The sequence below is a fragment of the Aliidongia sp. genome (genome assembly GCF_035943795.1).
GTDB lineage: Bacteria > Pseudomonadota > Alphaproteobacteria > ATCC43930 > CGMCC-115725 > Aliidongia.
Genome location: NZ_DASZBY010000093.1, coordinates 69362 through 91067, shown reverse-complemented (window position 1 = coordinate 91067; position 21706 = coordinate 69362). Strand labels below are relative to the sequence as shown.

Annotated in this window: 11 protein-coding genes; 6 read left to right on the top strand and 5 right to left on the bottom strand. The window is 67.2% G+C overall.

Going from position 1 to position 21706, the window contains the following annotated elements; translation table 11 throughout:
* Positions 1 to 5: 5 nt before the first annotated feature.
* From VGV37_RS17575 to VGV37_RS17565, 3 genes are all read right to left on the bottom strand, one after another.
* Positions 6 to 863: an urease accessory protein UreD gene (locus VGV37_RS17575; RefSeq protein WP_326881010.1), complete on the bottom strand. Its 858-nt coding sequence runs from the start codon at positions 861 to 863 to the stop codon at positions 6 to 8.
* A gap of 113 nt (positions 864 to 976) precedes the next feature.
* Positions 977 to 2635: a urocanate hydratase gene (gene hutU / locus VGV37_RS17570; RefSeq protein ID WP_414638027.1), complete on the bottom strand. Its 1659-nt coding sequence runs from the start codon at positions 2633 to 2635 to the stop codon at positions 977 to 979.
* A 93-nt stretch (positions 2636 to 2728) separates the two neighbouring features.
* The gene (locus VGV37_RS17565; protein WP_326881007.1) at positions 2729 to 3466 is read right to left on the bottom strand and encodes a methyltransferase domain-containing protein; all 738 of its coding nucleotides are present in this window, start codon (positions 3464 to 3466) and stop codon (positions 2729 to 2731) included.
* Positions 3467 to 3580: 114 nt separating this feature from the next.
* Between VGV37_RS17565 and hutC the strand changes: the two genes are divergently transcribed.
* Positions 3581 to 4318 carry a histidine utilization repressor gene (gene hutC / locus VGV37_RS17560; RefSeq protein ID WP_326881006.1) on the top strand — a complete coding sequence of 246 codons (738 nt, stop codon included), beginning with the start codon at positions 3581 to 3583 and terminating at the stop codon, positions 4316 to 4318.
* A 10-nt stretch (positions 4319 to 4328) separates the two neighbouring features.
* Here hutC and VGV37_RS17555 read toward each other — a convergent pair whose 3' ends face one another.
* On the bottom strand, positions 4329 to 4784 hold the full coding sequence (locus VGV37_RS17555) for an Lrp/AsnC family transcriptional regulator (RefSeq protein ID WP_326881005.1): 456 nt from the start codon (positions 4782 to 4784) through the stop codon (positions 4329 to 4331).
* A 140-nt stretch (positions 4785 to 4924) separates the two neighbouring features.
* Between VGV37_RS17555 and alr the strand changes: the two genes are divergently transcribed.
* From alr to VGV37_RS17530, 5 genes are all read left to right on the top strand, one after another.
* On the top strand, positions 4925 to 6061 hold the full coding sequence (gene alr / locus VGV37_RS17550; protein ID WP_326881004.1) for an alanine racemase: 1137 nt from the start codon (positions 4925 to 4927) through the stop codon (positions 6059 to 6061).
* A gap of 19 nt (positions 6062 to 6080) precedes the next feature.
* Positions 6081 to 7331 carry a D-amino acid dehydrogenase gene (locus VGV37_RS17545; RefSeq protein ID WP_326881003.1) on the top strand — a complete coding sequence of 417 codons (1251 nt, stop codon included), beginning with the start codon at positions 6081 to 6083 and terminating at the stop codon, positions 7329 to 7331.
* 287 nt (positions 7332 to 7618) lie between these two features.
* Positions 7619 to 9313, top strand: a complete 1695-nt coding sequence (locus VGV37_RS17540) for a ShlB/FhaC/HecB family hemolysin secretion/activation protein (protein WP_326881067.1) — start codon at positions 7619 to 7621, stop codon at positions 9311 to 9313.
* Between the two features lie 97 nt (positions 9314 to 9410).
* Positions 9411 to 17297, top strand: a complete 7887-nt coding sequence (locus VGV37_RS17535) for a filamentous hemagglutinin N-terminal domain-containing protein (protein WP_326881002.1) — start codon at positions 9411 to 9413, stop codon at positions 17295 to 17297.
* Positions 17294 to 20848 carry a CHAT domain-containing tetratricopeptide repeat protein gene (locus tag VGV37_RS17530; RefSeq protein ID WP_326881001.1) on the top strand — a complete coding sequence of 1185 codons (3555 nt, stop codon included), beginning with the start codon at positions 17294 to 17296 and terminating at the stop codon, positions 20846 to 20848. Before VGV37_RS17535 ends, VGV37_RS17530 begins: the two co-directional genes overlap by 4 nt.
* On the opposite strand, the gene VGV37_RS17525 is transcribed toward VGV37_RS17530, so the two are convergent.
* The gene (locus tag VGV37_RS17525; protein ID WP_326881000.1) at positions 20845 to 21573 is read right to left on the bottom strand and encodes a hypothetical protein; all 729 of its coding nucleotides are present in this window, start codon (positions 21571 to 21573) and stop codon (positions 20845 to 20847) included. The genes VGV37_RS17530 and VGV37_RS17525 overlap by 4 nt on opposite strands.
* Positions 21574 to 21706: the final 133 nt, after the last annotated feature.

The window sequence follows — 21706 nt, the reverse complement described above, 5'->3', positions numbered from 1 at the left end:
TCCTTCTAGCTGCGCCAGACGCGCGGGGGCGTCGGCGACAGGCCGGCAATCTCGTGACGCAGCATCATGGCGGCCGATGCCGCCGATTCCCGCAGCCGCGCGCCGTCGCGATCCAGGAAGCGGATCAGCAGGATACCATTGACGAGCGTTGCCGCCCCCTCGGCCGATTGGGCAGCTGCGATCTCCCTCGCCCGTGGCAAGAACGATGCCGCGGCCGGGCCGGCATGGAGCAGCGTGGTCATGCCGACAGCACCGGCAAAGCCGAACGGTCGATCGAGCATCGTCCTGATGTCGCCGGTCAGCCGCAGGCGATCGGCCCAGACGAGGCGCCCGTGCCTGCGGAGTGCCCAAGAATCGTGCAATTGCCCGCAGCGCATCTGCTCGCCCCGGGCGGCGCGGCCGAACAGCACCGTCTCCGCCGCCAACAGGCGCGCGTCGGGCGCCAGATCGAACGCGAGCCGCCGGTCCAGCCGGGCATTGTCGAACAGGATGGTTTCCTGCGGCAGCCACTCGAACCAGGCGCCGTCCGCGATCGCGATCTTCGTGTCGAGTCGGGCCGGCGCATCGAGCGCCCGATAGATCTTCTCGGCCGCCTGGGTCGTCACCGTCGCGATGGTCCCGGCGCCGGCCCGGATCTCGGTCTGGATCCGGTCGCCGCCGGCGATGCCGCCAGCCGTATTGAGCAGCACCGCCTGGGCCGGGTGATCCTCCGGCACGGCCGGAAACAGCATGCGCGCCGGTGCCCGCTGATACAGCGTTTCGATCCGCGTCCGTCCGTCGCGCAACGTCAGCGCCAGACGCACGGCGCCGTCGGCGCGTTCGAGCGCCACGGGGGAAGGAACGGAGGGGGAGGCATCGGGCATGGGGAACGGGCACTCTGCGCAACCGGATGGAAGGCCGGTGCCGGCAAGCACCCTGCCAGCGGCGTGCCACGCCGGATGATGGGGCGTCCGGGGCAGGCCGTCCATGGGCAGCCTCAGTCGAGCATGGGCAGCCAGAGCTGCCGCTCGCGGGCGCAATCCTTCGCGATCTGATAGCCGGCGTCGGCATGGCGCATGACGCCGGTCGCCGGATCGTTGGTCAGCACACGGCTCAGGCGCTCAGCCGCTTCGGGCGTGCCGTCGGCCAGGATGACCATGCCGGAATGCTGGGAATAGCCGATGCCGACGCCGCCGCCATGATGGATCGAGACCCAGGTCGCTCCGGACGCGACGTTCAGCATGGCGTTCAGCAGCGGCCAGTCGGCGACCGCGTCCGACCCGTCCATCATCGCCTCGGTCTCCCGGTTCGGCGAGGCGACCGAGCCTGAATCCAGATGGTCGCGGCCGATCACGATCGGCGCTTCAAGCTCGCCGTCGGCGACCATCTGGTTGAAGGCGAGCCCCAGCTTGGCGCGATCGCCGAGCCCGACCCAACAGATGCGCGCCGGCAGACCCTGGAACTGGATCCGCTCGCGTGCCATGTCCAGCCAACGGTGCAGGTGCGGATTGTCAGGGATCAGTTCCTTGACCCGCTGGTCGGTCTTGTAGATGTCCTCGGGATTGCCCGACAGGGCGGCCCAGCGGAACGGGCCGATGCCGCGACAGAACAGCGGGCGGATATAGGCCGGCACGAAGCCCGGGAAGTCGAACGCGTCGCTGACCCCCACTTCCTCGGCCATGGCGCGGATGTTGTTGCCATAGTCGAGCGTCGGCACCCCCGCGCGGTGGAAGGCCAGCATCGCCTTGACCTGCTCGGCCATCGACGCCTTGGCGGCGGCCTCGACCCGGGCCGGATCGGATTGTTTCAGCGCCTCGTGCTGCTCCAGGCTCCAGCGGGCCGGCAGGTAGCCGTTCAGCGGATCATGGGCGCTGGTCTGGTCGGTCACCATGTCCGGCCGCACGCCGCGCCGGACCAGTTCCGGAAATACCTCGGCAGCGTTGCCGAGCAAACCGACGGAGACCGGCTGTTTCTTGCGCTTCGATTCGTCGATGATCGCCAGCGCCTCGTCGAGCGATGCGGTCCAGCGGTCGAGATAGCGCGTTTCGATGCGCCGCTCGATCCGGCTCGGCTGGCATTCGACCGCGAGCATCGAGGCGCCGGCCATGGTTGCCGCGAGCGGCTGGGCGCCGCCCATGCCGCCCAGGCCGCCGGTCAGGATCCAGCGGCCGGCCAGATCGCCATCGTAATGCTGACGCCCGGCCTCGACGAAGGTCTCGAACGTGCCCTGCACGATGCCCTGGCTGCCGATATAGATCCAGGAGCCAGCCGTCATCTGGCCGTACATCATCAGGCCCTTGCGGTCGAGTTCGTGGAAATGCTCCCAAGTCGCCCATTTGCCGACCAGGTTGGAATTCGCGATCAGCACGCGCGGCGCGCCGGGGTGGGTGCGGAACACGCCGACCGGCTTGCCCGACTGGATCAGCAGGGTGTGGTTCTCGTCGAGCGTCTTCAGCACGTCCACGATCCGGTCGAAACAGTCCCAGTCGCGCGCGGCGCGGCCGATGCCGCCATAGACGACGAGTTCCTGCGGATTTTCTGCGACCTCGGCATCGAGGTTGTTCATCAGCATCCGGAGCGGCGCTTCGGTCGCCCAGGATTTGCAGGTCAATTGGGCGCCGCGCGGGGCCCGGATGACACGATGGTTTCCATCGATGGCTCGAGATCTCTGCACGGCGGCACTCCTGCGTACTATACAAGTATAGACATGTTGATAACACGCCACCGCGCGCTCCGCCAAGCCGGCGGATTATTTCCGGCGCAGGATCCAGATGACCTCGCTGCCGTTGAGCGCAGACATTTCGATCCCGAATTCCGACGTTTCGGCTCTCGTGACGTAGGAAAACAACTCCATCATCGCGGGATAATCCCAGACGTGGAAATGGATGTTGTCCCGCTGGCTCAGCATAAGGCCCATCTTTTGGGCATGCTCGGACCCGCTCAGGCCGTCCACGCAGCGGCACCATTCCTCGTAGTGGCCCGCAAGCGACCAGTCGGGTCCTTCACGATGGTCCCTGAGCAAATGGTCGAGCGGCGTCAGCACTCTATCCTTGTCGAAGGTGAACCGCTTGTCCGGCAGCGCGATGTAGGCGATCCCCTTGGATCGGAGGACCCGCGCCATCGACCCGAGCGCCTTCAACGGATCTTCGACATGCTCCAGAACGTGATTGGCGATCACGAAATCCTGGCTGGCATCACCGATGGCGGACATGCTCTCGAGGTCCGTGACGTAGTCGGGAGATCTAATCGAAGGCAGGTCGGGGAACGAGAGTTTCAGCTGATCGATGGTTTGGAAGTCCGCATATTTGACGGTGACTCCGGCGGGTACGGAAAGTGGAGAATGCAACGCACCGAATTCGACGCCACTGCCTTTCAAAAAGTCTGCCGCGATGCGTGTCCGCATGTCCACCTGCACCGGTCCGCCACCGGGGCCGAGAAGCTCGAGGAATTTTTCCAAGCCGTTTCGCAAAGCGTTGATCAGAATCACTAGAGTCAGCTCCTTGTCCCAGCCGGCCTGATGTCTGCTGTCTACACCGAATTGCGAATGGGTAGAATGATCGCGGACCGGGAGGCCCGAATTGATGGAGATGCGGCACAACAGATGAGTACATTGGAAATCGACGATGGCCCGCTGCCGCTGTACCAGCGGATCAAGCGGGGTATCGTTCGCAAGATCGACAGCGGGGCCTGGGGCCGGGATCAGCGCATTCCGTCCGAGAACGAACTGGTGCGCGTGCTGGGCGTCAGCCGGATGACGGTGAACCGCGCCTTCAGCGAATTGGCCGACGAGGGCGTGCTGATCCGCATTCATGGCGTCGGCACCTTCGTCGGCGGCGGGGCGCCGCTGGCGCCGCTCATGGAGATCCGCAACATCGCCGACGAGATCGCCCAGCGCGATCACCGGCATGGCATGCGCCTGCTCTGCCGGGAGGTGGCGCTGGCGCCGACCGAGATCGCGGGGCTGTTCGACGTGGCGCCGGGGCGTCGCCTGTTCCACACCATCATCGTGCATACCGAGGACGACCTGCCGGTCCAGCTCGAAGACCGCTACGTGAACCCGGCGCTGGCGCCGGCCTATCTGGACCAGGATTTCGCTACGATCACGCCCCATCAGTATCTGATGGCCGTGGCGCCGCTGTCCGAGGGGGAGCATCTGGTCGAAGCCGTCCTGACCGAAGCTTGGGAGGCGGGGCATCTGCGCATCGAGCTGACCGAGCCCTGCCTGCTGGTGCGCCGCCGCACCTGGTCGGACGGGGGGCTGGTCAGTTCGGCCCGGCTGCTCTATCCGGGCTCGCGCTACCGGCTGGGCGGCCGGTTCGAGAAGACGTCGGGCGGATAATTCCCGACCGTCATCGCGGCCGGCTGCGCACCACGCTGCGGATCGCGAAGCTCGACCGGATGCGATGGACACCAGGCAGGCGGGACAATTGTTCGTTGTGGATGCGTTCGTAATCGCCGGCATTCCGCGCATCGACGCGCAGGATATAATCTTCGAGCCCGGTCATCAGATAGCATTCCCGGATGTCAGGGCATTTGCGGACCGCCGTCTCGAAGCGCTGCAGGAATTCCTCGGTCTGGCGTTCGAGCGTCACCTGCACGATTGCCACCATCGCCTCGGCGGCATCCGGATCCTCGACGAGCGCGGTATAACCGCGGATCACGCCGCTGCGCTCGAGCAGCCGCAGGCGCCGCAGGCAGGCGGAGGCCGAGAGCCCGACGGCGGCCGCGAGGTTGGCGTTGCTCATGCGGCCGTCGGCCCGCAACAGCTGCACGATCTTCGCGTCGGTCGCATCGATCTGAGGCATTGAACTTCTCTGCGAGACAAGCGGCATATTCTGCCGGATTGGTCCGTTAATTGCAGCTTCCTGCGAGGGAAAGCCAGGAAAATAGGGCAATCTGCGACTATCCTCGAATGATCTCAGCCGCCTGCCAGATCGAGTGCGCCATGGTCCGGACCATCGTTCAGTCTTCGTGCGAAGCCGCCGTGCCCGAGGCCGCGGGCGCGGTGCTGACGATCGATCTGGCGGCACTTTGCGACAATTATCGCCTGTTGAGCAGCCGGCTTGCCGGTGCCGCCTGCGCCGCCGTGGTCAAGGCCGACGCCTATGGGCTGGGGGCGGCACGGGTTGCCACGGCCCTGTCGCGCATCGGCTGCCGGCATTTCTTCGTGGCCCATCTGCAGGAAGGCCTGGCCCTGCGCGACGTGCTGCCGGACGCGGCGGAGATCTTCGTGCTCAACGGGCTGATGCCGGGTGCCGAAGGCGCCTGCCTCGAGGCGAGATTGACACCGGTGCTGAACAGCCTGGTCCAGGTCGATGCCTGGACCAGGCTCAGCCGGCGGCTGGGCCGGTCTTTGCCGGCGGTCGTGCAGATCGACAGCGGCATGGCGCGCCTCGGCCTGGCGCCTGCCGAGGTCGACCAGCTGGCACGCGATCCGGCCCGTCTCGACGGTGTGGCGCTTCGGGCCGTCATGAGCCACCTTGCCTGTGCCGACGAGCCCGATCATCCGGCCAACCGGGCGCAGCTGGCCGCGTTCGAGACCCAGCGCCGCCGCCTGCCGCCGGCGCCGGCGTCCTTCGCGAATTCGTCGGGCATCTTCCTCGGCCCGGACTATCATTTCGACCTGGCCCGCCCCGGCGCCGCGCTCTATGGCGTGGCGCCGGTGCCGGGCACGATCAATCCGATGAGGGACGTCGTCCGGCTCGACGTCCGGGTGATCCAGACACGCGAGATCGCGGCGGGCGATGCGGTCGGCTACGGCCATGCTTTCCGCGCGACGGCGCCGACACGCATCGCGACCCTGGCCGTGGGCTATGCCGACGGCTGGCTACGCTGCATCGGCCCGGCCGGTCGGGCCTATGTCGGCGATCGCGCCCTGCCGATCGCGGGGCGGGTGTCGATGGATTCGCTGACGCTCGACATCTCGGCCCTGCCCCCGGACGCGCTGAAGCCGGGCGATTTCGTCGAGCTGCTCGGCCCCCACCAGCCGGTCGACCAGGCGGCGGCGGCGGCCGGCACGATTGGCTACGAAATCCTGACCAGCCTCGGCGGGCGCTATGCCCGGCACTACATCGGCGACTGATCCCCTTTCGGAGAGTTTCATGAAGATCATTCTCGGCGGCGGCGTCATCGGCGTGACGACGGCCTATTACCTCGCCAAGGCCGGCCATGCCGTCACCGTCGTCGATCGCCAGCCCGGTGTGGCACTGGAAACCAGTTTCGGCAACGCCGGCGAGGTCTCGCCCGGCTATGCGGCGCCCTGGGCCGGACCGGGCATTCCGAAGAAGGCGATCAAGTGGCTGCTGATGAAGCACGGGCCGCTCAAGCTGCGCCCGACACTGGATCCCTATATGTGGCTGTGGCTCGTCAAGATGCTGCGCAACTGCACGTCCGCGCGCTATGCCGTCAACAAGGGCCGCATGGTGGGCATCGCCGAATACAGCCGGGACTGCCTGAAGGCGCTGCGCGCCGATACCGGCATCCAGTACGACGACCGGGCCCAGGGTACCCTGCAACTGTTCCGCACCCAGTCCCAGGTCGATCACGCCGTCGACGACATCGCCGTGCTCAAGGATTATGGCGTACCATTCGAAGTGCTGGATCCGGCCGGCTGCATCGCGGCGGAGCCGGGTCTGGCAGCCGTGCCGGAAAAGATCGCGGGCGGCCTGCGCCTGCCGGGCGACGAGACCGGCGATTGCCATATCTTCACCCAGAACCTGGCGAAACTGGCAGCCGACCTGGGCGTCAAATTCCTGTTCGACACGCGGATCGACGGCTTCGTGACCGAGGGCGACCGGATCAGCGGCGTCGCCACCAGCGCCGGCGTGCTGACGGGCGACGACTATATCCTGGCGCTCGGCAGCTACTCGCCGTTCCTGGCCCGGCCGCTCGGCATCCAGATCCCGGTCTATCCGATCAAGGGCTATTCGATCACCGTGCCGATCGTCGACGAGGCACGGGCACCGGTCTCGACCGTGATGGACGAGAGCTACAAGGTCGCCATCACCCGGCTCGGCAACCGGATCCGGGTCGGCGGGACGGCCGAGGTTTCGGGCTTCGACCGGACGTTGCGGATCGCGCGTAAGGCAACGCTCGACCAGTCGGTCGGCGACCTGTTCCCCGGTGCGGGCGATCTCGCCCGGTCGAGTTTCTGGTGCGGGCTGCGGCCCATGACGCCGGACGGCCCGCCGGTCATCGGCGGCACGAAGTTCCGCAACCTCTACCTCAACACCGGCCACGGCACGCTGGGCTGGACCATGGCGTGCGGTTCCGGCCGGGTGCTGGCGGATCTTCTGTCGGGCCGCAATCCCGAGACGGACTTGAGCGAACTCGGCCTCGCGCGCTACCGCTGAGTGCGCTAATTCCAGATCAATTCTAATATAAGTTATCGCCTATCATTGGCGGTGGTTTTGCCGTGAGCTATGTCACAGGCAATTGCTTATCATTTGATAGTAATTTACTCTTTATCGAATGCGCGGGAACGGGCGGTGTGGGGGGCTAGGGCCGTCACTGTCGCATCCCGGCGCATCACTGCACCTTTCGGGGTTGGACCCATATGACGCGCAGCATGTTTGGTCTGTTTGCTCGCCGCCGCTTCTTCACACGCTCATTCATCGGTGGCGTGGGGGCGTTGACTCTGGTGATCCCAGCGGTCGTTTGGGCGCAGGCGGTTCCGGTCATTCCACCCTCGATCGATCCCAACCGCCTGTCGGACCAGCTCAAGGGGCCGGCGGTGCGGCCGCCGACGACCGAACTCGACGTGCCGGCACCGGCACCCGAGGCGGTGCCGCCGGCGAATGCCGAGAAGGTGCAATTCGTCCTCAGCCGCGTGACGATCGAGGGCGCCGTGGCGCTGCCCGCCGACAGTTTCGCGCCGGTCTACGGCGCGCGGGTCGGGCAGACCGTGACGCTGGCCGAGGTCTATCAATGGGCTGATGCGATCACCCGGGCCTATCGCGACGCCGGCTACATCCTGTCGCGCGCCGTGGTGCCGGCCCAGAAGATCAGCGGCGGTGCGGTGCGCATTTCGGTCATCGAAGGCTACATCAACCAGGTGACCGTGCAGGGCGACAGCAGCCCGAAGCTGGTCGCCTATGGCGAGCAGCTGAAGGCCTCCCGGCCGCTCAAGTCCGAGGATCTGGAACGCTACCTGCTGCTGGCGAACGAATTGCCCGGCCTCACCGTGCGCAGCGTGCTCAACCCATCGGCGACGGTGCCGGGTGCATCCGACCTGACCCTGGTCGCGACGGAAAAGACGCTCGATTTCAATTTCGAGCTGGATAATCGCGGCACCCGCTACATCGGACCGTGGCAGGGCTACGCGTCGGTCGGCATCAACGACGTGTTGGGCCTGAACGAGCGCACGTCGTTCCGTTATGCGACGACGCCCAGCATCCGCGAGCTGTCCTACATGGAACTCGACGAGAGCGTGCCGATCGACGACGACGGCACCAGCCTGCTGTTCACCGCCAGCCGGACCCGTGCCGCACCGGGCTTCACGCTCGCCGATCTCGGCACCCACACAACGGCGGAAACCCTGCTGTTCGGCGTGAAGCACGAGTTCATCCGCCAGCGCAGCGAAGACCTGACGGTCGGCCTGAATTTCGATTATCGCGACGGGACGACGCGGCTCAAGCTGGTTCCGGGCGATTTGACGCCCACTTCCGACGACAAGGTCCGCGCGCTTCGGCTCAACGGCACCTACGATGTCGCCGATGCCCTCGATGGCCAGGACCAGGTCAATTTCGAGCTGAGCCATGGCCTGCCGATCCTCAACGCTTCGCGCTTCGCCAGTCCGATCGCCTCGCGCCTCTATGGCGATCCCGAATTCAGCAAGCTCGTCGTCGGCGTCGCGCGGACGACCGGCCTCGGCGGCGATTTCGCGGTGCTGACGGCGCTGCAAGGGCAGACCGCTTTCGGCGGGGCATTGCTGCAGGGCGAACAGTTCGGCCTGGGCGGAGCTGCTTTTGGCCGCGGTTACGATCCTTCCGAAATCACCGGCGACGACGGGATTGCCGGCAAGATCGAGCTGCAATGGACGCCCAACCTGAACCTGGGCGAGCTGCGCTATACCCAGTTCTATACGTTTTACGACCTGGGTGAGGTGGTTACCCGGCACACGAACCTGCCGTTCAACGGTCTCCGCGACGTTGGCGGCGGCACCGTCAACGCCTCGTTGGCGTCCGCCGGTGTCGGTACGCGGTTGGCGTTGTTCGACAATTACACCAGCAATATCGAGTTGGCGAAACCGCTGACCCGGGAACTGGCTGCCGATCGCGGGCATGGCGATGCGAAGTCCTGGCATCTTTTCTTCTCGTTGAACGCCAGCTTCTAAAAATGAACGAACCGGCTCGCCGGCGCGTCCGGCGGGTATTCGCGTAAAGAATATTTCTTCGGGCTCGAAATCGGGCTCGAAGTTCGGGAGCACGGGCATGCGTATCACTTCCATCCCATTGCATCTGCGTCGCCTGTTGCTAGGCACCACCGCGCTGACTGGTCTCGCCGTCGTCGCGTCGTCCCCGGCGGGCGCGCAGGGGCTTCCGACCGGCGGCACCGTCGTCGCCGGCACCGCGACCATCGCGCAGCCCGCGGCAAACCGGCTGGCCGTCACGACCGGGACCAACCGCACGGTGATCGATTGGCAAAGCTTCTCGATCGGCAGCGGCAACAAGGTCACGATCCAGCAGCCCGGCTCCAGCTCGATCACGGTCAACGAAGTCACCGGCGCCACGCCCTCGCAGATCTTCGGCGACCTGTCGTCGAACGGCCGCGTCGTGCTCGCCAATCCCAACGGCATCTGGTTCAGCAAGGATTCCCATGTCGACGTGGCGGGCCTGGTCGCCAGCACGGCGACCATGACCGGGGCCGCGGTGAAGAGCTTCGCCGCCGGCGGGCGCCTCGCACTCGACAAGGCCGGCAGCGCCACTGCCTCCATCGTCAACGACGGCCATATCACCATCGCCAACCAGGGCCTGGCAGCGCTGGTCGCCCCGGGCGTGCGCAACGACGGCGTCATCCAGGCGACGTTGGGTCAGGTGACGTTGGCTGCCGGCACGACATCGACCCTGGATTTCTATGGGGACGGGCTGGTCAGCCTCGCCGTCACCAGCCCGGTCACGGCGCTGGCGATCGGACCGGACGGCAAGCCGTTCAAGGCGGCGATCGAGAATAACGGCACCCTGTCTGCGAACGGCGGCCACGTGCTGGTGACCGCCGACGTGGTCAAGGGCGTGGTCGACAACGTCATCAACATGAACGGCGTGGTCGAGGCCAAGGGCGTCACCGTCGCCGGCGGCGACATCATCCTGGACGGCGGCGACGGTGGTGTGACCGTCGCGGCGACGCTGGATGCGAGCGCCACGAAGGCGGGCCAGACCGGCGGCTCCGTCGTGGTGACCGGCGGTGCGGTCACGCTGGCTGCGACGGCGAAGGTCGACGTCTCCGGCGGTGCGGGCGGCGGCAAGGTCCAGATCGGCGGCGGTCCCCACGGCGGGGGCGGCGTACACCACGCGCAAACCACCCTGGTCATGGGCGGTGCTGCGATCAATGCCAATGCGATCCACAGCGGCAACGGCGGGACCGTCTCGATCTGGTCGGACGCGACGACGCGCTTCGACGGCACGATCTCGGCCCGTGGCGCCGGGACCGGCAATGGCGGATGGGTCGAGACGTCGAGCAAGGGCTCGCTCCAGGTCGATGGCGCGGCGCGGGTCGATACCTCCGCGCCCGGCGGCAGGCTCGGCAGCTGGCTGCTCGATCCGACCAACCTCTTCATCGTCACCGGCGGCTCCGATGCCCAGCACGTCGATCCGACCAGCTTCGAATTTTCGTCGACGAACGTGACGCTCACCGCGACCAGCAACCTCACGGTCTCCTCCGAGATCGACATGTCGCAGGCGGGGCTGACCCTGACGGCTGGGCATGCGCTGACCATCAACGCGCCCATCCATCTGAACGGATCGGGGGCGCTGGCCCTGACCGGCGAGACCTCGGTCAACATCGGTGCGGACATTTCCACCGCCGCGGGCTTCATTTCCATCCAGACCGGCCTCGGCGGCGTCATCGACGTCGGCCAGGGCAGTCACGTGACGGCCGCGGGGCCGCTGTCGATCTTCGTCGACAACACGACGCTGCTGTCCGCGACCGACGGCGCGCAGATCACCATCGGCGGTTCGATCACGGCGGACGGTATCTACATCAAGGCGGCCGATCAGCAGTTCAACCAGCCGAACGGCTTCATCGAGATCCAGGGCACTGCGACGCTGACCAATACCGGTGTCAGCGGCAATGCGATCGACGCGTCCCATGCCGACCTGCTGCTGTTCGCGGGATATGGCGGCCATCTCCAGCTCGACAGCGGCGCCACGCTCGTGGCCGCGGCCGGCAACATCGCGCTCCTCGCCGATACGCTGACCATCGCCGATTCGCCCGCGAACATCTCGACGCCGGGCTTGTTGATCATTTCGCCGTCGTCGACGCTGGGCCTCATCTCCGCCAGCAACCCCGGCTACAACGATTTCACCGGCGGCGCCTACAGCGGGTCGCAAGCGATCCTGGGCGGAACGCTGCCCGGCGGCGTCACGGCCATCACCATCGGCGTCGGGACCGATACCGAAGCCTTCTCCGTTCCGCAATCGATGCTCGACGCGCTGAACGGCACCGGCACCGCCGGGACGATCAACCAGGTGCAGATCGGTCTGACGAACGGCAACCCGACCAACGTCAGCGGAACGCTTTCGCTGCTCAACGGCCTGAGCATCCAGGGGCCGGTGACCCTGACCGGCGACACGTCCATCACCTCGACCGGCGCCATCCAGTTCGGCAGCACGGTCGACGCCGCCAGCGCGGGCGGGCAATCCCTGACGCTTTCCGCACCGACCGGGGTCATCACCTTCGCGGGTGCCATCGGCGGCGGCACGGCTCTGAACCAGATCGACTTCAGCGCGGTCAGCATCGCGCTGCCGGACACGGTCCACACCGCATCCGACCAGAACTACCGCAGTCCGACGACCGTCAGCGCGGCGACGACGATCACGTCGGACAATGGCGGCATAACGTTCTTCGACACGCTGCAGGGCAACTCCCCGGTGACGGTCTCCGCGGTCAATGGCGTCGCGACGTTCGAGAATGTCGTGGGCGGGCTGACGGCGACCACGAAGGTGGACACCTTCACCGTGACGGCGAGCAGCATCGTGCTGACCTCGGTCAACTCGACCGGCTCCCAGGCCTATATCGGGCCGGTGACCCTGAGCGGCAACGTGACGTTCGACGCCGGCACCACCCAAAGCGTCGACTTCGGCAGCACCGTCAACGGCGCTGGCTCATTGAGCGTCTTGAGCCCGGTCTTTTTCGGCGGGTCGGTGACGACCGGCGGGTCGCAGAGCTATTCCAACGTCGCCGTCCTGGTCAATGATGCGACGCTGACCGCCACCGGGGGTATCACCCTCGGCGCCATCGACTCGACCGCCAGCACGAATCATGCGCTGACCCTAAGCGACGCCGGCGATGCGATCGTGCTGAACGGTCCGATCGGCGCCAACACGGCCTTGTCCACCCTGACCGTGACCGGCGGCAGCATCACCCTGCCGACCCAGGTGACGACGGTGGGCAACCAGATTTACACCGGCCCGGCGACCTTGGTCGCCGACTCGGTCTTCAATGCCGGCACCGCCGGCATCAGCTTCGGCGGCACGCTCGACGGCAATTTCGAGGCGCAGGTATCGGGCGTCGCCGGCGTGACGTTCGGTGGCGCCGTCGGCGGCTTGGCACCTCTCACTAACCTCACCGTCACCAGCAACAGCATCGTGCTGCCGTCGGCGGTGACGGCGGACGCGCAGAACTATACCGGCAATATGAGGCTCGCCGGCGATACCACGCTCACCGGTACGTCGATCCTGCTGGCAGGCTTCGTCGACGGCGACAGTTCGGGTCGCCAGTCGCTGACCATCGCCGCGACCGGGGCCGTCGAATTCACCGCGTTCGTCGGCTCCAACATCGCCCTCAACGATTTCTCGCTGACCGCCGCCAGCGTCACCGGCGGCGGCATCCCGACGGTCTCGGCCGACGGCACCCAGACCTACAACGTCACCGCCGCCCTCAATGTCAGCGGCAACATCAACTCCAACGGCTTTTCCGATACCGGGCCGCTCACGCTGACCGGCACCACCCAGATCACCGGCGGCACGGGCGGCATCACCATCAGCGGGACGATCGACGGCGCGCAGGCGCTGACGCTGCTCGATACCAGCGGGCCGGTCGCCCTCAGCGGGGCCATCGGCTCGACCACCGCCCTGACCAGCCTCGCCGTGACCAGCGGCAGCATCGCCCTGCCGTCGTCCGTGCACACTACAGGCGCCCAGGACTATGCCGGGCCGGTCTCGCTGAGCACGGACGGCAACTTCACCGCCGACAGCGGCATCATCACGTTCGAGAGCACGGTCGACGGGGCCGGCGCCTTCAGCGTGACGGCACCCGGCGGCATCTCGCTGGTCAGCACGATCACGACCACGGGCGCACAGACCTATGCGGGTCCGGTCACGCTCGCCGGCGACACCACGATCAACGGCAGCGCCGTCCAATTCACCGGCACGATCGACGGCACCACGGCCAGCGCCCAGTCTCTGACCATCTCGGTCACCGGCGTCGCCGAATTCGACGGGTCGATCGGCGGTACCACGGCGCTCAACAATTTCTCGCTGACCGCCGGCAGCATCGTCGGCACCGGCTCTTCGCTGATCAACGCGACCGGCACGCAGACCTTCGACGTCGGTGCCGGCCTGACGCTTACCGGCATCATCAACGTGAATGGTTTCGTCGACCTGGGTCCGCTGCTGCTGACCGGCGACACGACCATCACGGCCGTGTCGGGCAACATCAGCATCTTCGGCGCGGTCAACGGCGCCCATGCCCTGACCTTGGTCGATTCGACCGGCACGATCGGGCTGACGGGAAGCGTCGGCGCCACGACCGCGCTGACCAACCTCAACGTCACGGCCGCACACGGCATCACGCTCAGTGCGGCGCTGATCACGACCGGCACGCAGAGCTACGGCGGACCGATCACCGACGGCACCGGCGGTGCCGGCTTCAGCCTCAGCGCCGCGGGCGGCACCACGCTCAACGGTCCGGTCACGACGGCGGGCACGCAGAGCTATTCCGGCCCCGTGACGCTCGCCAGCAATGGCAGCTTCACCGCTACGGCCGGGGCGATCAATTTGGGCGGCACGGTCGACGGCACCAGCGCCGGCGGCCAGTCGCTCGCCCTTTCGGCCGTCGGCGGTGTCCAATTGTCCGGCTCGATCGGCGGTACCACCGCGGTCAGCAGCTTCTCGGCCACCGGTCCCGTCACGCTGCAGAATTCCCTGGGGATCACCACGACCGGCGGTGGCATCAGCTTCAACGGTACGCTCGACAACGCGGTTTCGCGGTCCGGGGCCTTCACGCTCAATGCCGGCGGCGGCGACGTCAGCTTCGCCGGCCTGGTCGGTACGACCGCGGCCCTGGGCAACGTCACGATCAGCAATGCGCGGAACGTGACCGGCCCTGCGGTGGTCAATGCATCGCTCCAGAGCGGCACCAACGAATTCCGGGCACGCTCGCTCACGGTCGGCAGCGTCGGTAGCCCGATCACCGGCACCTTCACCATGCCGGGCGGCATCGCGGTCAACCCCGGGAACAATCAGACCGGCACGACGACGACCGGTGCGATCTTCATCAATGCGGCGGGCGCCGTTTCGATCGGCACCCTGAACAGCGCCAATCCCGCGGACGACCTCGGCGTCTACGCCCGCGGCGCGGACGTCACGACCGGTGGCGTCTCCGGCAATGGCGGTACCATCACCATCACCGGATCCAGCCTCAGCCTCACGAACGTCTCCGCGCGTGGCGGCGAGACGGAGACGGGCAGTTCCGTGACCGCGAGCGGCGGCAACGGCGGCACCATCATCCTGACCGCGACGAATGGTGCCGTGGCGATCCTGGGCGGGGTCAACGATGATGGCATTTCGGCAGTCGGCGGCTGGTCGACCCTCGCATCCGGCGGCGCCGGCGGCAATGGCGGCACCATCACCGTGAATGCGACCGGTGCCTTCACCACGAACTACGTGTCGGTCGACGGGGGCGCCGCGATCGGCGGCACCGGCGGCAATGGCGGCGCGATCACGATCGACGCCAATACGATCGCCCTGGCGCGCGCCCGGGCTCGCGGCGGCGATACCGAGACCGGACCGGGCGGTGCGGCGGGCGGCTCCGTCACCCTGATCGCGACCGGCAACGCGACCAACGAGGTCATCCTCACCGGCAATTCCAGCGATTTCAGCGGCTCGTCCACGGCCTTCTCCTATGGAACACTGACGGCCCGTGGCGGCAATACGGGGGTGGCCGATGCGATCGGCACAGACGTCGCCGTCGGTACGATCGGTGGCGCCGGCGGAACGGTGACCATCGAGGGCAGCGCGGCCGGGGCGGCACTGCGCGGCGCGATCGAACTGGTGAACGGCGCCGGCGGCACGGTTCCGACGCCCGGCTCGACCTATCAGGCCGGTCCCGACGTTCTGATCACGGCGAGCGGGACGGCCGGCCATGGCGGCACGATCACCATCCTGGGCTCGATCGTCGCGGCGGACCCCGGGGTGGAAAGCCTGGAAATCGGCGCCACGAACGGCACGACGACGGTGACGGGCAACATCGGCAGCTCGACCGGCAATGCGTTGAACTCGCTGGTGCTCAGCGGCAACAACGGCGCGGTTTCCGTCAGCGGCGCCGTCGCGACGACCGCCGTCGTCGATCTGCGGGCAACGGGAAGCCTGAGCGTCAGCGGCTCCATTTCGACGACCAGCTACACGACGCCGATCACCAACAGCGTGCTGCTCGACCTGGGCAGCCTGTTCTCGTCGTCGTCGGGCCAGGTCTCGCTGTCGGGGGCCTATCGGCTGACCAGCGGCGGCAACTTCAGCTCGGATTCTCTGACCCTGACCGGCACGACGGTGATCGATACCTCGACCAACAACAGCGCGTTGTCGATCGGGACGATCGATGGCGCATTCGGCCTGACCCTGAACGCGGGCACCGGCAGCGTCGCCTTCACGACGATCGGCTCCAGGACAGCACTGTCCAATCTCGCGATCAATGCCGGCTCGATCAGCCTCGGCTCGGTCACGACCACGGGTTCGCAGGCCTATACCGGCGGTATGACGCTGGGCGGCACCTACACGGCCAACGGGTTCAGCAGCAGCGGACCGATCGTGATGGCCGGCAACACGACGATCAATGGCGGCACCGGCGACATAACGCTGGGCGGCACGGTCAATGGCGCGTTCGGATTGGCGCTGGTCTCGTCCAACGCGAACATCTTCTTCAACGGCTCGGTCGGCACGACGGGCGCGCGCGTGCCGTCGCTGTCGATCACCGGAGCCAACAACGCAACGGTGCAGAACAACAGTTCGCTGCTGGTCAGCCGGTTCACCGCGACCAACATCGGCGGCACGATCAATTTCGGCGACCATTCGCTCGAGTCCGACGATATCGTGGCGATCCAGGCAACCTCGGTCGAAGGCCGCATCATCACCACGTCGAGCGCCACGATCAACGCCGGCACGGTCAGCGGCACGATCCAGGGCAGTTCGGTCAGCGTGACGGCGACCGGTGCGGTGAACGCCACGGTCACGGCCGACACGGCCAACATCTCCGGTGACAGCTTCTCCGGCTCGGTCCAGGCGACGCGTTCGGCCAATATCGCCGCCAACGACATCTCGGCCGCGGTCAACGTCAGCGCCGGTGGCGCCAGCCTCAGCGGCGCGAACGTCAGCGGCACCGTGACGTCCGCCGGCCTGGCTCAGATCGCCGCGACCCAGACGGTGGCCGAGAACGTGACCGCGGGCGGCATCACCATCTCGGGCACCGCGGCGGTGACCGGCAACTACACCTCGACCGGCGCGCCGATCGCCATCGTCGCCCGCAGCGTCGACGGCAACGTCACGGCCTTGCAGAACGGTTCCGTCGACATCACCGCGTCCCAATTCATCATCGGCAACGTCGTGGGCGGCGACGTCGCACTGACGGCTCCGTTCATTGACGTGAACGTGACGGCGATCGAGGTCACTTACGGCTCGCCATTCCGCAGTTTCCCGGCGGACATCACCCAGGTCGTGAATGGTTCGACCAGCCAGCTCGCCAGCAACGACCAGAATGTCGACATCGGAAATCTGACCGGCCCGTCCGACGACGACAAGGACAAGAAGAAGAAAAAGAGCAACGACCCGGTCTATGATTTCGCCAACCAGTACATCGACAACCTGATTTCCGGGAAGACGGTGCATTGATCCTGGCGGACCCGCAGGTCCGCATTGTTTTCTGGAGCTTGCTGGCGGCGCTCCGGCTCGGCCTGACCGGGCCGGCCGGTGCCGCCGAACCCTGGCAGGATGCGATGGCGCCGGTCTGCGCCAGACCCGCCGACGACGACGGGCCGCTCTGCGCTGCGGCGACCAGGGGTGATGGTTCCGGTCTCGAACGGGTTGCCAGCCGCCTGGAACGGCTCGGCCGGTTCGCCGATGCCACGACGGTCGAGACCCAGGTCGTCGTCGTGACGCGGGTCGGACCGCCGGCGGTCCGGGTTCGAAGCCTCGCGCGCCAAGCCTTGTTGCTGCGCCGGGCCGGTCGGTATGGCGAGGCCCGTACTGCGGCCAAGGCGGCCCTGGCGGAAGATCTGCCGGCCGGGGCCGCTACCGATGACGCCCGCGCCCTGGCGCTCGAAGCCGATGGCATGATGGGGCTGGCGCTGGGCAGCTATGGCCCGGCGGAAACGCAACTGCGCGCGGCCCTGGCCTTGCGCCAGGCGGAAAACCCGGTCGACCCCATCGCGCTCGCCGCCTTGACGAACGCTCTTGCCGATGCGGTCGGCAATGGCGGCAAACTCACAGACGCCCTGCAACTTGCCCAGAATGCTGCCGATCTCGCCGAAAGGGTCGATGGCAAGGCGGGGCCGATCCATGCCCACACCGTCATCACCCTGGCCCTGATCGACCGGGCGCTCGGCCGGTTCGCCGAGGCGGAGCGATTGCTGACGGCATCCGTCGGAACGATCGAGTCCGCGCGAGGACCCCTGCACCCGGACCTCGCCGATGCGCTCAATGCCGCCGGCATCCTCTATCGCGCCATGGGGCGACCGAGGGATGCCGAGGCCGCGACCGCGCGAGCGCTCGAAATTCGCGTGGCCGCGCTCGGTCCCGGCCATCCGGACGTGGCGACGTCGGCCAATAATCTGGCGGTACTCTACCAGCGCTCGAACCGCCTCGCGCCCGCCGAGAAGCTGTTCCGCCAGGTGATCGCGATCCGCGAGAGCGCGCTCGGCCCCGACAGCCCGGAAGTCGGCAGCGCCTGCAACAACCTCGCCGACCTGTTACGCACGGAGAACCGTCTGACCGAGGCGGAAGCCTACTACGTCCGGTCCGTGCAGATCCGGGCGAGGGCGCTCGGCCCCGATCATCCGGAGGTCGCGACCAGTCTCGCCAACCTGGCCCTGCTGCATCGCCAGCAGGACCGCCTGTCGCTGGCTGAGAACGAGTTGCGGCGCGCGCTCGCGATCCGCGAGAAGGCGCTGCCGTCGGATCATCCCGACATCGCGGCCACCTTGACCAACCTCGGCGACGTCCTGGTCGCCGAGGACCGGTCCGACGATGGTATCGGGGTCTATGCCCGGGCGCTGACCATCCAGGAAAAGGCGCTGGGACCGGCGCATCCGGACCTTGCGGCGACGCTCAACAATCTGGCCAAGCTCTATCGCGACAACCGGCAACCCAAGCAGGCGGAAAGCTTCTATCTGCGCGCGCTCGGCATTCTGCAGCAGGCCTATCCGGCCGGGCATCCGGAGATCGCCAATACGCTCGGCAACCTCGCGGAGCTCTATCGCGAGCAGGGCCGCATCGACGAGGCGGCGGCCGATCAGGAAGCGGCGCTGAAGATCCGGGAGGTCGCCTTCGGACCGACCCATCCGGCCGTCGCCACCAGCCTGCTCAATCTGGCGCTGGTGCGGCGCGATCAGAAGCGGCTGGCCGATGCCGAGCCGTTGCTGCGCCGGGCGATCGAGATCCGCACCGCCGCGTTCGGCGACCTGCATCCGGACGTCGCCAACGCCTACAACACGCTGGCCGACCTGCAGACGCTGGAGGACAGGCCGGCCGACGGGCTCGAGTCCATGCGGCGTGCGACTGCGATCTTCCGGGGACGGGCCTCGCGGGGCGAGGAGGCCGATACGCGCGCGGCCGACGGCGAACGGCGCGACGCCCGCTATGCCTTCGTCCACCATGTCGAATTGCTGGCCGCGACCGGCGACGGCCCCAGCCAGACCGCCGAAGCATTCGAGGTGGCGCAGCTGGCCCAGGGCGTCTCGGTCGGGTCGGTCGTGGCCAAGATGGCTGCTCGTTTCGCAGCCGGAACGGGGGCGCTGAGCGATATCGTGCGCCAGCAGCAGGATGCCCAGGAGCAATGGCGCCGGGTCGACGCGACTTTGATCAAGGCTGCCGCCACCCCGGCGGCCGGCCGGGACTTGGCGGCGGAGGACCAGTTGCAGGCAGAGCGCACGGCGCTGTCGGGCCAGGTCCGCAATCTCGACGTGCTGCTGCACGAGCGGTTTCCGGCCTATGCCGAGGCAACCAGCCAGGAGCCCGAGGGCTTGGCCGCGCTGCAGAAACTGTTGAAGCGCGACGAAGTGATGGTCTCCTACCTGGTGGCACCGCTCGCGACCTACGCTTGGGTCATCCGACAGGATGGTGCCGAGATGATCCGCCTGCCGGTCGGCTGGGGGCAACTCGACCAGGTCGTCCGCCTGCTGCGCCGCGGGCTGGATCCGTCCTCGATCGCGGCGGATGCGCGCGACCGCCTGCCGGTCTACGACGCGAAGCTGGCATTCGAGCTGCAAAAGAAGATCTTCGCGCCGCTCGTGCCAGCACTCCATGGGGCCACGCACCTGCTGGTCGTGGTCGATGGACCGTTGCAGGCCCTGCCGCTGAACGTGCTGGTCGGGACGAAGCCGCCGGCGGATCTGGAGCAGCCGATCGACTATCGCCGGGTCGACTGGCTGGCCCGACACTATGCCTTCGCGGTGCTGCCCTCGGTCAATTCGCTGCGCGCCCTCAGGGCCTTCGCGAAACCGACCGCGGCGAAGGAACCGTTTCTGGGCTTCGGCGCGCCGCGACTGGGTGGTCCGCGCCTGCGCAACCGCACACCCGTCGCGATGCAGGGCGAGAGCATTGACGTCAACCTGGTCAATCAGTTGAACCCGTTGCCCGAGACGGCGGATGAACTGCGGGAAATCGCCCGGACCCTGAAGGCGCCGGTCGGCGACGTGATCCTGTCCGACCAGGCGACCCGGCCACACCTGCATGATCTCGACCTCGCCGATTTTCGCGTCGTCGCCTTCGCGACGCACGGCCTGATGGCCGGCGAGTTGAAGGGCCTGACCGAGCCCGCCCTGGTGCTGACTCCAAACCAGGGGGCCAATCCGGACGACGGCCTGCTGCGGGCATCGGAGATCGCGCAACTGCATTTCGATGCGGATTGGGTCGTGCTGTCGGCCTGCAACACGGCAGCGGCCGGGGGCGAGACGACGACCGAGAGCCTCTCCGGCCTCGCCCGCGCCTTCTTCTATGCCGGATCGCGCTCGATCCTGGTGTCGCACTGGCCGGTGAATTCCGGCGCCTCGGTGTTCCTGACGACGGCTGCCGTCCAGTCGGTCGTCGACGATCCGACCCTCGGCAAGGCCGAGGCGGTCGAACGCTCCATGGTCAAGCTGATGGAGACGGGCGATCCGCTTTATGCCCATCCGATGATGTGGGCACCCTTCGTGGTCGTGGGCGAGGGTGGCGCCGGTTCCTAGAAGCTCTTGAGCAGCGCCCGGGCCTGGGACTCGCAATTGTCGGTCATGAACCAGGCGGCGGCAGTCCGGTCCTGCGGTACGGTTTCCGGCACGACATGGGCCGTGATCTCGGTCGTCCTGCCGGCGCCGCTCAGCTTGTATTTCTCGCCGTCCGCGAAGCTCAGGGAGTCGGGCAGGGCGGCGCGCGACTTATGGGCATCGAACTGGATCAGGACGGGCGTGGCCGGATGATCCAGCGACTGGATCGTCACCGTCTCGGCCGCGCCATTGTCCGCGCGCCACAGATCGTAGCCGATCGTCTGATAGACGCAGAAATCGCCGCCCTTGCTCACGTCCAGCACCCAGGGGGTGCTGTCGGGTCCGGCCTCTGTCGCGGTGCGGATGACCCCGGGCATGGCGGTCTCGACCTTGGCCTTGCTGAACAGGGGCTGCAGCATGTCAGTGACGCTGGCGGTCTTCACCTCGGCGACCCTGGCGGCGGGACCATCATAGGGGCCTTTGAGCAGGATCATCTTGCCGTCGGAGCCGATCAGGCTGACGCTTTGGCCGTCGGTCAGCTTCAGGATCTGGGTACCCGGGACCTTGTCGCCGGGCTTCAGCGCGACGCCGGCGACCTTCAGCACTACCAGCGACGGTTCGTCGGCCCGGGCCGGCGCGCCGAGCGCCACGAGCGAAACCGCCAACGCGCAAAACGCGAGGGCGGCAGGACCAGCAATAATGTTCATCTGAGACCTCTTCAAAGTCCACGCCCCATTGCACCGATACCGTCGCGCTGCATGATGAGCGCGCCGCTCGATCGGCTCGGCGCCACGGCCGAAACTAACGGGCAAAAGATACATGGCATTTTACCCGTGCCGC